11 protein-coding genes are annotated in these 12,855 nt (G+C 37.4%); 2 read left to right on the forward strand and 9 right to left on the reverse strand.

The features are described 5' to 3' along the window. Window position 1: 1 nt before the first annotated feature. From NSQ40_RS23815 to trmB, 5 genes are all read right to left on the reverse strand, one after another. Complete coding sequence (locus NSQ40_RS23815; protein ID WP_097786685.1) at window positions 2-1,117, reverse strand: CaiB/BaiF CoA transferase family protein; 1,116 nt, start codon at window positions 1,115-1,117, stop codon at window positions 2-4. Further along, window positions 1,117-2,262 (reverse strand): acyl-CoA dehydrogenase family protein, encoded by a 1,146-nt coding sequence (locus tag NSQ40_RS23820; protein ID WP_098100806.1) that lies wholly within the window; start codon window positions 2,260-2,262, stop codon window positions 1,117-1,119. Before NSQ40_RS23820 ends, NSQ40_RS23815 begins: the two co-directional genes overlap by 1 nt. Then, entirely contained in the window at window positions 2,262-3,824 is a 1,563-nt protein-coding gene (locus NSQ40_RS23825) for a fatty acid--CoA ligase (RefSeq protein WP_098100807.1), read from the reverse strand. Before NSQ40_RS23825 ends, NSQ40_RS23820 begins: the two co-directional genes overlap by 1 nt. Before the next feature lie 203 nt (window positions 3,825-4,027). Beyond that, window positions 4,028-4,891: a YtnP family quorum-quenching lactonase gene (locus NSQ40_RS23830; RefSeq protein ID WP_018782809.1), complete on the reverse strand. Its 864-nt coding sequence runs from the start codon at window positions 4,889-4,891 to the stop codon at window positions 4,028-4,030. 228 nt (window positions 4,892-5,119) lie between these two features. Next, complete coding sequence (gene trmB, locus NSQ40_RS23835) at window positions 5,120-5,773, reverse strand: tRNA (guanosine(46)-N7)-methyltransferase TrmB (RefSeq protein WP_003201235.1); 654 nt, start codon at window positions 5,771-5,773, stop codon at window positions 5,120-5,122. Window positions 5,774-6,046: 273 nt separating this feature from the next. On the opposite strand from trmB, the gene NSQ40_RS23840 reads away from it, so the two are divergent. After that, complete coding sequence (locus NSQ40_RS23840; protein WP_003201233.1) at window positions 6,047-6,325, forward strand: YtzH-like family protein; 279 nt, start codon at window positions 6,047-6,049, stop codon at window positions 6,323-6,325. Window positions 6,326-6,333: 8 nt separating this feature from the next. Here the strand turns inward: NSQ40_RS23840 and NSQ40_RS23845 are convergent, their stop codons facing one another. The 4 genes from NSQ40_RS23845 to pepV all read right to left on the reverse strand — a co-directional run bounded on the left by NSQ40_RS23845 (window position 6,334) and on the right by pepV (window position 12,262). Continuing rightward, on the reverse strand, window positions 6,334-7,131 hold the full coding sequence (locus NSQ40_RS23845; RefSeq protein ID WP_003201231.1) for a phosphotransferase family protein: 798 nt from the start codon (window positions 7,129-7,131) through the stop codon (window positions 6,334-6,336). A gap of 486 nt (window positions 7,132-7,617) precedes the next feature. Next, window positions 7,618-9,759 (reverse strand): type I pullulanase, encoded by a 2,142-nt coding sequence (pulA, locus tag NSQ40_RS23850; protein ID WP_098100808.1) that lies wholly within the window; start codon window positions 9,757-9,759, stop codon window positions 7,618-7,620. A gap of 428 nt (window positions 9,760-10,187) precedes the next feature. After that, a complete protein-coding gene (thpR, locus tag NSQ40_RS23855; RefSeq protein WP_033796476.1) occupies window positions 10,188-10,742 on the reverse strand; it encodes an RNA 2',3'-cyclic phosphodiesterase in 555 nt (184 codons plus the stop codon). Between the two features lie 113 nt (window positions 10,743-10,855). Beyond that, the gene (gene pepV / locus NSQ40_RS23860; protein WP_098100809.1) at window positions 10,856-12,262 is read right to left on the reverse strand and encodes a dipeptidase PepV; all 1,407 of its coding nucleotides are present in this window, start codon (window positions 12,260-12,262) and stop codon (window positions 10,856-10,858) included. A gap of 362 nt (window positions 12,263-12,624) precedes the next feature. Between pepV and NSQ40_RS23865 the strand changes: the two genes are divergently transcribed. Further along, entirely contained in the window at window positions 12,625-12,846 is a 222-nt protein-coding gene (locus tag NSQ40_RS23865) for a DeoR family transcriptional regulator (RefSeq protein WP_000805512.1), read from the forward strand. The last annotated feature ends 9 nt before the right edge of the window (window positions 12,847-12,855 follow it).

Here is a 12,855-nt window from a genome sequence, read left to right on the forward strand (position 1 = left end):
TTCATACACGAACTCGCTCAATTACATCTAATTGTTCCAATCTCTCAATCTCTAACTTCGATAATCCAAGCTTTTGCAACACTTCTTCGGTATGCTCACCAAGCTTCGGTGGATTCGCAAATGTATGACTCGTATGTGTAAATACATATCCTTTCTCATTTACTAGATGCCTTGTAAATGGTGACGACGATAATTCATTTGTCTCCAAAACAGGCGCCAAACAACAATCCACTTCCATCGCAAATTTCGTCCAATACGCCAATGGCTTACTAGCAAAGAGTGCTTTCATTTGCTCATAAATGATTTGACCATCTTGAGTTAGTTCATATTGCTTATCCCCCCATTCTACTCTTCCTACCGCTTCACAAAAGGAATGCCAAAATTTCTGTTCAACTGCTCCGAGCGCAACAAACCTTTCATCGCTCGTTTCGTAGAGGGAATAACATACAATCTTACCGCTAAGCAAATCTAGCCCATGACGTTTGTTATACATTTTTTCAAGCATGATATGATTGTTCATTAACATCATTAAGCTATCTGTGAGGGAAATATCGAGATAACTCCCTTCCCCAGTTCGCTCTCTTTGAAACAATGCTGCCATAATTTTTTCTGAAGTCATCATTCCGCCTATCTCATCCCCAAGGGTAATTTTGGGATGAATCGGAATTCCTTCTTGATCTTTCAACTGTGCTAATACGCCGCTTACTGCCATAAAATTTATATCGTGGCTTGCAAGATCCGAATGTTCTTTATTTTGTCCATATCCAGTTAATGAAGTATAAATGATACTTTTATTTATCCGTTTAACTTCTTCATATCCAAGACCAAGACGGTTCATTACGTTAGGCCGAAAGCTTTCTATTAAAACATCAGATTTTTGAAGAAGTTTTTTCACTACCGCTACTCCTTCTGGATGCTTTACGTTTATTGCAATACTTTTCTTGTTACGATTATTCGCATAAAAAAATGCCTGATTACCAGATTCCAACCCTCTTGCTAAATCACCATAAAGCGGTTCTACCTTTATCACTTCTGCACCTAAATCAGCAAGGCGAAGTGCTGCATACGGACCTGGTAAGTAATGAGAAAAATCAACAACTGTTATTCCTTTCAACATCATAAGCCCATACCCTTTGCAATTATATTTTTCATAATCTCATTCGCACCAGCATAAATCGCGCTTACTGGGATATCACGATAACGCCGCGCAATCTCGTATTCTTCCATATATCCATATCCACCGTGCAGTTGTATGCACTCTGCTGACACTTTTTTTGCAAGATCTGTCAGCCACCACTTCGCCATCGATACTTTCGTTACGATGTTCTCACCATTCATGTGATTGGCAATACAGTCATCGACAAATGTTCTACCAATTTCAATTTCCGTATACATCTCTGCTAATCGAAACTGTACTGTTTGAAAATCGCTTATACTTTTCCCAAATGCTTTTCGCTCTTGGACATAGTTTTTCGTTATATGTAGCATCACTTCCGCGGCTGTTTTAGCTGCAATTGCAACAATGAGACGTTCTTGCTGCAACTTTTCCATGAGATAATAAAAACCTTTTCCTTCTTCCCCTAGCAAATTCGAAGCAGGCACTTTTACATCTTCAAAAATAAGTTCTGCTGTATCTTGACTATGTAAGCCGATTTTTTTTAGTTTTTTTCCTCTTTTAAATCCCTCCATTCCTCTTTCTAAAACAAGTAGACTCATGCCTTTATGAGCCGGTTTAATATTTGTGTCTGTCTTACAAACAACGATAACTAAATCTGCATGAATACCATTTGTAATAAATGTTTTTTCTCCATTCACGACATAATAATCACCTTCTTTTCTTGCAGTTGTTCGAATACTCGCCAAGTCCGAACCTGCTCCTGGCTCCGTCATCGCAATTGCAGTTATACATTCACCGCTTACACATTTTGGTAACCAACGTTTCTTTTGTTCTTCTGTTCCATACTGCGTGAAGTATGGAACGACAATGTCATTGTGCAAACCAATTCCGATTAAACTTGATCCAACCTTTTCAAGTTCCTCGTTAATGACAACCGAATATCCAAAATCAGCACCTGCTCCACCATACCGCTCACCTACCATTGGACAAAGAAAACCTTTACTCCCCATACTTGTCCAAAAAGCACGAGGAATTATTCCTTCTTTTTCCCATTCGTTATAGTATGGATATGCTTCCTTTTCTAAAAATTTATGAAAAGCATCACGGAAAATGTGATGCTCCTCCTGTAAATATTTATGCCTCATCATATCCTCCCCTTAGCTTCCGTTTCTGCATTACGCAAAATAAACTTTTGAATTTTACCGCTTGCATTTCTTGGCAGTTGTTCAACAAACACATAGCGACGTGGACGTTTATAATCAGCAAGCTTATCACTTACTTTGCAATACTCATCTAATATCTCTTCGGTAAGAGACTGATCTTTTGAAACGATGTATGCTAGAACACTTTCTCCCCAAAGCTCATCTTTCTCTCCAAGCACCGCAACATCTAAAACACTTTCATGTGTATACAAAAAATCCTCGACCTCACGTGGGTAAATGTTTTCTCCACCACTAACAACCATATCGTCAACGCGATCCGCAACGTATACATAACCATCTGTATCTACATACCCCAAATCTCCTGAATGGTACCATCCTTTATATAATGCTTTTGCTGTTGCCTCTTCATTGTTGTAATACCCTTTCATCAAACAGGAACCTCGCATAATAATTTCTCCGATTTCATACGGTCGTAATATATCATTCGGCTCAGATGGCCCTTCTTCATTTGGACGGACAACACGAATTTCATGATTATAGGCAGCTTTTCCTGCAGAACCTACTTTAGTAAGTTGCTCATTCTCTCGTAAAAAAGTAACTGCCGGTCCCATTTCCGTCATACCATAGGCTTGTACTAATGAAACATTCAATTTTTCATCACAAGCTTTTACAAGTGCCGGTGCCATTGAAGCTGCTCCATATAAACCGTACCTAAGAGAAGATAGATCATACTGCATTAAGTCTTCCTGCAACATCATATTCCACATTGTAGGTGCCGCGAACATAACAGTAACCTTCTCTTTTTCAATCGTTTCGAGCACATTCTTTGCATCGAAATGGTGCAGAATAATATTCGCCCCGCCGCTATGTACCCTTGGAACGAAGCAACAGTGCAGCTCAGCACAATGAAACATCGGTGCTGTTACAAGACCACGACTATTCTCGGTATAATGTAAATATGCGATTCCCATCAAGCTTTGATCGATAATTTCTCGGTGACGGTGAAGTACTCCCTTCGGATAACCGGTTGTTCCACTTGTATACATAATGGAACAAATATCATCTTCTTTTACTTCTACTGTTTCAAAATCCGGTAATGCATTTGATAGTTTTTCTTCATATGAAATAGAAAACGGTGGATGATTTTGGTCAATGTACCAGAACTGGATATGAGGAAATTGTTTATGAATACTTTGTATTTGGGAGGATAATTGCTTTTCAAAAAGTACGATTTTTGGAGAAGCATCTTCTAATATATAACTGAGTTCTTGTGGTTTTAATCTAAAATTAATCGGATTAAATATGGCGCCAATTTTTGCACAAGCGAAACATGTAGTTGCTAGTTCACTACTATTAAAGAGAAAAGTCGAGACGCGATCACCTTTTTGTATACCACTTTTTTGGAGCGCATGAGCTAGCTTATTCACCTGTTCATTCCATTCTGTATACGTCCAGCGAATATTTTTTTTCGGTTCAACAATCGCTTCTTTATTTGGATAATTTCCAGTAGTCAGTTCAAGTAAATTTCCAATCGTTATATGCAATATATTTCCCCCTTTCGAATAAAAAGCTTCTCATATAGAGCATGTCATAATGCAGTAACTCAGAGATATTATAACAATTTTCAGAATATTTTAACAGTATTTCTTTCGACAAATCCTTGCAATGTGTTTGTAGTTGAACAAGAACATAACAAATTTACTTTTTAGTGGAGGGGGTGACCCTCCACTCCATACTTCTATCTTTCTTACACTTCACTTGATACATTTTCCTCTTTTCGTTCTACCTTCTCAACCATATTCCCTTCCTCATCCCACTTCACAGCGCGATAATAGGCATCATGATAAAAGGTGAACCATGCTTTCTTTTCTGTGCCATACTTCATCCATTTTTGCTTATGTTCAATTGAAGTCATTGGATAATCATCATATGCCATCACCCATAATACGTTTTGATGAGCATGCGTTGGCAAGAGATCCGCTAAATGAAGCATCGTTTCTCCTTTACTTTCAAGAACAATTACAGCATGACCATCACTATGCCCTCCTGTATGTACCATTCTGACTTCATCTGAAATTTGTATTTCGTCTTTGAAAGTGACAATTTGCTCTACAATTGGCTCCCAATTTTCTTTCCAATATGTATTACGAGAGCGGATATTAGGGTTTCTCATTTCATTCCATTCTATTTCTGATACATACACTTTTGCATTTGGAAACGTCGGAACAAGCTCACCATCTTCCGATTTTGTTAATCCTGATGCATGATCAAAATGAAGATGTGTCATTAATACATAATGAATATCTTCAGCTGTTAGACCGTGTTCCGCTAGAGAATGTTCAACTGACGATTCTTCTGTTATCCCTTGATTCCGCTTCATTTTTTCATTCATTTTATTATTTCCAATTCCTGAGTCAATGAGCATATTTCCTTCTTTCGTTTGTACAAGCAACGGATCTGTTCTTAAATAAATATGATTTGTATCATTATGTTTATATTTGCGTGACCATAAGATTTTTGGTACGACACCAAACATCGCTCCCCCATCTAAATGAGTGTTCCCTCCGCGGAGCCATGTCACTTTTATTTCTCCGATTTTTAAAGATTCCATTCCACATTCCCCCTTTTCCATTTTCCCCCGCTATTCGTGTGCAGTAAGACTCCCACCTCAAAATGCAGTAAAAGCAAAGAAGTTAGTCGGGGAATCAACTGCCCGTAAAAGCCCGATTGGTGCGGGCTGATAATCAGTGGGGGATGAAAAAGCCCCCCACTGATTACAGTTTCTCTTTATTCTAACACAAAATTCAGAATGTTTTTTTACAACAAAAAAACCTGCGCATTACTGCGCAGGTTCTGTTCGATATTTCGCTTCAACACGATAAATACGATGTCCTTTACTAGAAAACTTCTCTTCGTATTCCGTCATAATGTTACCTTCGAAATCACTGTTATGAAGATCTAAGCTAAGGAATGTGAGTAGCATGCCATATTCAGCCATACTCATAAGAGAGTATTCAAATAAACTTTGGTTATCCGTTTTAAAATGAATCTCTCCGCCTGTTACTAACACTTCTTCATAATTGCGTAAAAATGTTTTATAAGTTAAACGACGCTTCTCGTGACGATTTTTTGGCCATGGATCTGAGAAGTTTAAATACACACGGTCAATTTCGCCTTCCGCAAAAAAAACTGTTAAATCTTCAGCATCTTTATTAATTAATTTTAAGTTTGGTACTTCTTCTTCAATTAACCTATCAAGCGCATCTACGATAACACTTGTGAATTTTTCAATTCCGATATAGTTAATATGCGGATTCGCTTTTGCCATCTCATAAACGAAACGACCACGACCTGTTCCTACTTCAATATGGATCGGATGGTCATTTCCAAACACTTCTTTCCAATTGCCACAACGCTCCTCTGGGTTTCCAATTACAAACTGTGAATACTCATTAATTCGATCCATTGCATATGGTTTATGTCTTAAACGCATAGATGTCTTCCTCTCTTTACCAGACTATTTTTAGAAGGTTTATTCCTTCTTTCTTTTTCAATCAATCTATCAAACAAAAAACCAAGTACGTACGAGCACTCGGTCCGTTTCTTTCAAGTATAAGGTGTTCCATTTTGATACAAACTACAAAGAGCATAGAACGAAACTCTCCTGTAGAAACGTTTCGTTAGCCAATGATTAGTACTCCATGACGAAATAGAAAATTTCTCTTACTTGTTCAAATTGAACAACAATCGAAAGGATGATCCAATCATGCCGATTAATCAACAACATCAATTAGAAATTTTAAAAGATATTCTAGTCAATCACCAAAGCGATTGCTGTGGAACGGTTTCTGAGTGCGAACAATTAGAACGGCTCATTCAATCATTGCTTGCAAACGATAGTGTGAACAGCGATGTAAAAACAATGCTAAACGATGTATATTACTATAGTCAATCGGGTAAATATTCTCCTGATTTAGACAATCATATTTCCAATAATCAAGAGCAACTCACGCAATGGATTTCTGGAATGGACAATTTCTCTTAAATTATTTATTACTCTGAAGCAAGTAGTTGCTGTAAATATTGATGCCAATATTCAGCTTCTGCTTGCTGTTTTTTTGTTGTATGCCATTGAACAGATAAAATAGTTTGTGCCACTACATACCACTTCATACGATGAACCAATGATTCATTCATTTCAATTCCATAATACGCTAACCATTCGTCCCATTCGTGACGCGGAACATACCAATATAATAACATGCCAAGATCAAGAGCAGGATCCGCAATAAGCGCTCCATCCCAATCAATTAAAAATAATTCATCTTCGTCCGATAATAACCAATTGTTATGATTGACGTCACAGTGGCACACGACAAACTCATCATATTCAACATCTTTCAGTGTGGCTTTTAAATATCGTAGCCCTGTCTGAATCGTTTCATCCGTTCTTAAATCTCCTCTTAAAACAAAATACAATTGTTGCAATAACTCCTGCGCATAGAGCGGCTGTTTTCCAAGCCTTTGTATCATCTGCACAAGCGCTTTAGATGAATGTATTTTTTTTAAAAGCTTCGCAACACACTCAAGTTTCATATCCTCTGGCTCTAGCTTTTGTCCTGGAAGCCACTTTTGAGCTGAAATCACATCACCGTTCGTCACTCTTCTTGTCCAAAGTAATTTTGGAACAATTCCTTCTGCCGACAATACCGCTAAAAAAGGCGATGTATTCCGCTTTAAAAATAGCTTTTGTTGTCCATTTTGCGCAATATATGCATCGCCTGTTGCCCCACCAGCTGGTATAAGACTCCACTCTTCTCCTAATAATTGTTCCAACCATTCCATATTCATTACCCGTTAACAAATCCTTATCTTTTATAGTTATGAAAAGAAAAACCGCAACACCTTTTGAAGATGTTGTGGATTCATATGAAAACTCCCGCTACTTAGCTCCTTTGGCTCTTGAAGTAGGGGTTTCTCGTGTATATCTTCTCTAACAGATGATTAACACGAGTGAAGTTGACACAGCTGCCTGATGCACAACCCCTCTATTCCATTGGCAAACGCCCCTGGAACTACTGTTTTAATATATTGTATAAAGACAGTTACTAGCAATTCATCTTCAACCTCAAAGACTATACTGGGCATATTCCTTGAAGGTGGAGTTTTCTTGCTTTTTTTTGATAAAAGAAAACTTGGCATGGGCCAAGAAATCAAGACAAACTAACCGTCTATTCTTTATATTTTACAAAACCAATAATACAATGACAACTTATCGAAATCGTCACCTTTGTCAATTCTACATTTATTATATTCTCATCGTCAAGTAGCGATTTGTCACATTATCGCCAATATATACGAGCTAATCGGAACCATTTGAAGTTCACTTCCTTGAAATGAAGAAATCGGATGTACTTTCGCTTTTGCACTGTCTGCTAATACGTACCACATTTCGTGTTTCGGCAGTGAAATCGTTTCTAATTGCACACCATTATGAAACAACACCACAATTTCCTTCCAAGGACCGAACTTTCCTATATTTTGCAAATGATAAGCAACAACAGTAGGAGATGTTTGTAAAAATGTCATATGCTCCTTTATAAGATTCGCTGACTGTAAGCGAAACGCTCTATGTGCCTTACGAATCGCAATCAAGCCTTGTATATAAGCAATTGTTTCTATTTCTTTCTCTTTTTGATCCCAATCGAGTTGATTAATTTCGTCAAGCGCATTATAACTATTTTCATTTCCTTTCTTAGAACGATAAAACTCTTGTCCTGCATGTAAAAATGGAATTCCTTGTGAGAGTAATGTCATCGCTGTCGCTAAACGATGACGCCTTTTTTGCACTTCTTCCGTTTCCTGATTGCTACGCACGAGTTTATCCCACATCGTCATATTGTCATGACATTCCACATAGTTAATACTTTGAATGGGTTCTAAAAATAACCCGTCTCCTTTTTCATTTACAAGACTTCCTGATAACACATATTGCAAATGCGCGGGGTCTACACTTCCTCCAAATGCAAAACCACGTTTACTTACATCAAACGTGCTACCTTTTATCCCATCACGAAATTGATCGTTGAACTGCGCGATTTGTGGCATTTTGTTTGCATTGTTAAGCGTTGCCTTCTCTTCTGCCGGAAGCGGTGTTTGTAAATCCCAGCCTTCCCCTAATAACAGTGCATCCTTTTTTCTTTTCCTTATTTCCTTTTCTAATTCATTCATCGTTTCTACATCTAAAATTCCCATTAAATCAAATCGAAAACCATCCACGTTATATTCAGTAAGCCAATATAAAACAGAATCAATAATAAATTTCCGCATCATTTTTCGCTCTGATGCTAGATCATTCCCAACTCCAGTTCCATTTGATGGCATGCCATTTTCATCATGTCTGAAATAGTATCCTGGTACAAGCTTTTCAAAAGATGACGTTTCTCTTTCATATACATGGTTGTATACAACATCCAAAATAACGCGGAGTCCATGCTCATGAAACTTTTCAATAAGTTGTTTACATTCCTTGATTCGGTTATAAGGGTCGGTAGGATTACTTGCATACACTCCCGTTGGAACGTTGTAATATAATGGATTATAGCCCCAGTTATACGTTACAAAAGGGGTCGTTTCATCTACTCCAGCAAAGTGATGAAGAGGTAAAAGCTCAACATGTGTAACTCCTAATCCTTTTATATAAGAAAAGGCCGTCTCTGTCCCAAGTCTCCCTTTCGTATTCTCTTCTGTTAATCCAGTATATGTCCCCTTTTTTTCCACACCACTATTTGGATGCATAGTGGCATCACGAATATGCAATTCATAAAGGATTGCATCCGTAAAAGATTCAAGTTTAGGTAATGAAGTTTGTGCTTTTACATATGTCTTTGCAAGATCAATTACAATTCCATACTTACCATTCACCGATACCGATTTTGCATATGGATCTACAGCTTCATTCCATATTAAATTAATACAAACGAGAAATGCATACCTTGCTAATTCAAAGTCTCCTTGTAAAATACGAGACCAAACACCATTCTCTTCTCTTTGCATCTCATAATCCGTATACTCTTTATCATTTTTATAAATTCTTACTTTCGCAAGTCTTGCAGTTGGTGCCCACATTTTAAAAGTTGTTTTTTCCTTTCTATAACAAGCCCCTAAATCGCTACCATCATAATAATATTTTTCATCAAATACAGCCGTTCGAATAACCGCTCCAATTTGTAAATCTGTTTCTTCATTCCGCTCATCCCGCACTGAATAATACTTCCCCACATCAAGTGGATATTCTATATAACATTCATACTTTGTTACATCTGCAAGGGAAATAATTTGAGCAACCTTAAGCTCCCATACATGATTTCCTTCCTGCATAAAAAATGTCCGGCTTGTTCCATACGTATGCGGGAGCAAAATTGTAATTTTATTCATTTCATCTAAATAGGCTTCAAATGGACGCTTTACTTTCAGCATAAAAAATCACCATCATTCTCGAAATTAAAATGAAACTATATGAATACAATTTGAAAAACCGACATAAAACCCAATCTTTAGGTGGGAGAGAATAACTGGCCATTCATAAAAGCGGTCAGAACCTCTTCCTGCCCCGTGCAACGTTAAAACAAAGAGAGAAAACAAGTAGCGATCACTTTTTGCTTTACATAACAGGGGATTTTATGTTGAAAAATCAAAATGGTTTTATATATCTGTAAGAAATAGGTATCCCCTAAAGATAAAGTGAAACTTCCATCAGTGGGGTTTTCTTCATCTTCCACCCATCTCCCTTGTTTCTCTCTGAATATTGAGGTGGGGGGGCTTACTGCCCGAAAATAACAGGATAAATGGGATGTTACACAAACTTACTATTTTCTATAGTATATTCACATTCATAAGAAACGTTTTCACACTTTAAGATTCTGTAACTTTATTTCATAAACTGACTTATACTTTGGAGTTTGATGGACGTGAGACTCATACAATGTAATCGTATCAGCCTGAAACACTATCGCATCTAATTGCTTCAGATCTTTAAGATTAAATGTTTCTTCTCCCATCCACTTACGAGCAACAGTAATATGCGGATGATAGGGACGTGTTTCAAGCGAAAAACCGTTTCTTTCACAAATAGCATGCACCTGTTTTTGCATATCAAATAACGCTTGATTTTCTTTTAATCCAGCCCAAAATATACGTGGGCTCTCTACTAGGCCAAATATAGAAAAATTTTGCAGCGTGAGATCTAATTCCGTTTTATTTGTAAGAAGTTGTAATCCTTTCTCTATTCCTTGCAATTGTTCCTGCGTCGCACTCCCTAAAAAAGCAAGTGTAATATGATAGTCTTCCTTATATACCCATGAGCGAAATGGCAACCTGTCCTTCATTTCTTCTTTGTAATTTTCAAGTATTTCTTTTATATGATCCGGCAGGGTAACTGCTAAAAAATAATGTGGTACCATTTGTATCTTCTCCTTTCTTGTTATTGTTGCTTTTCTTTTGTATCTCATTCAATTGGATAAAAAGAATCCGCTCCCTAAGATAGAGAGCGGTCATATATCACAGTAAAATCAACCTATTTCGCTAATTCATAAATTGCCTGTGCATAAATTGCTGTTGCTTTTAGTAAATCTTCTATTTCAATATACTCATCTTTTTGATGAGCAAGTTCTTCTTTTCCAGGGAAAAGCGGACCGAATGCTACACCAGCTTTTAATGAACGAGCATATGTACCGCCACCAATTGCTAATAGCTCCGCTTTCTCTCCTGTTTGTTCTTCATACACACGCTGTAATGTACGAATTAAAACATGATCTTTATCAACGTGATGCGGACGTGAGTTAGAATAATCAGCTACTTGGAAGCCTTTGTTGCCGACATAGTCTTTTAATTTCTGCACTGTCTCTTCAAAATTCGTTGTTACTGGATAGCGCACATTTAAACCTAAGTTTCCGCCTTCTTCTTTCGTATAAGAAAAGCGACCTACATTGACTGTTAACGGTCCGCTAATTTCATCTTTATAAGCGATTCCTGCTTTTTCTCCAAGCGTATCATTCGTAAATGTTTCTGTAACAAATGCCGCAAATGAAGCGCCTTTACCGTCAAGAGCAATCGTTGTTAAAAAGTTCGTTAATAAGAGTCCTGCATTTTCACCTTTTTCAGGAGTAGAACCGTGAGCTGAAACTCCTTCTAATTGTAGTGTCACGGTATTTCCTGCTACATTTGCTTTACCTGTCTTCTTCACAGTTTGTAAGTATTGTTCATAAGCATTTCTGAGTTCCTCTGCTTTTTCAGTCGTAATCACTGCTTCCGCAAAATCAGGAACCATATTTAAACGGCGACCTGAAGCAAATGAAACAAGCTCATATTCCCCGCCTTCTGTTTCGCTATTCTTTTGCACAACTTGTATATCAGAAATCCCTTTTTCCGCATTAATAATAGGAAAATCTGCATCTGGTGCGAACCCCATCGTAGGCATTTCTTCATTTTTGAAATAATGATCGACACATTTCCAGTTGCTTTCTTCATCCGTTCCTAAAATCATGCGTACGCGTTTTGAAAGCGGCAATCCTAATTCTTTTACAATTTTCATTGCATAGTAAGCAGCCATTGTCGGCCCTTTATCATCAATTGCACCGCGTGCAAAAATCTTTCCGTCACGAATATCAGCGCTATATGCAGGTGTTGTCCATCCATCTCCTTCTGGCACAACATCAACGTGACAAAGAATACCCACCAATTCTTCTCCTTGTCCCATTTCAAGGTGTCCTGCATACCCTTCTAAATTTTTAGAAGTAAATCCTTCAACTTCTCCTCTATGTAACATGAAGGATAGTGCTTTCGCTACACCTTCTCCAAACGGTGCACCTTCTTTTGCTGTTTCTTCTTCCCATACACTTTTAATTTGCAGGAATTGCTGCGTGTCATGAATTAATTCATCTTTTCTTTTCTCAACTTCTTCTGTCCAATTAATTGCTGACATAACTCATTCACCTCTTCTATATTCTCTCTTTCATCATAGCAAACGAAAATCCGATATGCCAATAAGAGAAGATAAGATAAAATAACGAACGATTATAATATTTCAGATATTTCACATTAATTTTTCTTTTATTTTTCTAAAAAAATTTGCAGGAATTTGACGGTTTACGTAGAAATTTATGTGGTAGTTGATAGAAGAGACATAGAATGTCAACTACCAATATTTTTATATTTTATTATTTGTTAAACTTTTGTAAAATTTAACTAGGTTAAAGCATGAAATTTGTCAAGTGGAGTACAATGGAAGTAAGGACCTTCTTTCCTGAATGGGGTCAAAAAAACTAGTAGAGGAGTGGTTTTCTCTTGAAACCTACGACTACTCGTATGCTAACACGCATTAAATCAATTTATATGTACATCAATGAGAATGGTACGGTAACGACGAAAGACCTTGTAGATGAGTTCGGGATCACACCGCGAACGATACAACGTGATCTGAATGTGTTGCAATTTAATGAACTCGTGTATAGCCCTTGCCGCGGTAAGTGGACAACAACAGGAAAGAAAGTGAGAATGACCTCATAACGAAAACAA

The sequence above is a fragment of the Bacillus sp. FSL K6-6038 genome (genome assembly GCF_038050455.1).
In the GTDB taxonomy this organism is placed as follows: domain Bacteria; phylum Bacillota; class Bacilli; order Bacillales; family Bacillaceae_G; genus Bacillus_A; species Bacillus_A pseudomycoides.

Bases quoted from the DNA above. Each gene is read 5' to 3' on its own strand.
- NSQ40_RS23820 (WP_098100806.1), bottom strand. From the start codon at position 2,262: ATGAGGCATAAATATTTACAGGAGGAGCATCACATTTTCCGTGATGCT.
- NSQ40_RS23845 (WP_003201231.1), bottom strand. From the start codon at position 7,131: ATGAATATGGAATGGTTGGAACAATTATTAGGAGAAGAGTGGAGTCTT.
- thpR (WP_033796476.1), bottom strand. From the start codon at position 10,742: ATGGTACCACATTATTTTTTAGCAGTTACCCTGCCGGATCATATAAAA.
- trmB (WP_003201235.1), bottom strand. From the start codon at position 5,773: ATGCGTTTAAGACATAAACCATATGCAATGGATCGAATTAATGAGTAT.
- NSQ40_RS23830 (WP_018782809.1), bottom strand. From the start codon at position 4,891: ATGGAATCTTTAAAAATCGGAGAAATAAAAGTGACATGGCTCCGCGGA.
- pepV (WP_098100809.1), bottom strand. From the start codon at position 12,262: ATGTCAGCAATTAATTGGACAGAAGAAGTTGAGAAAAGAAAAGATGAA.
- NSQ40_RS23815 (WP_097786685.1), bottom strand. From the start codon at position 1,117: ATGTTGAAAGGAATAACAGTTGTTGATTTTTCTCATTACTTACCAGGT.
- pulA (WP_098100808.1), bottom strand. From the start codon at position 9,759: ATGCTGAAAGTAAAGCGTCCATTTGAAGCCTATTTAGATGAAATGAAT.
- NSQ40_RS23840 (WP_003201233.1), top strand. From the start codon at position 6,047: ATGCCGATTAATCAACAACATCAATTAGAAATTTTAAAAGATATTCTA.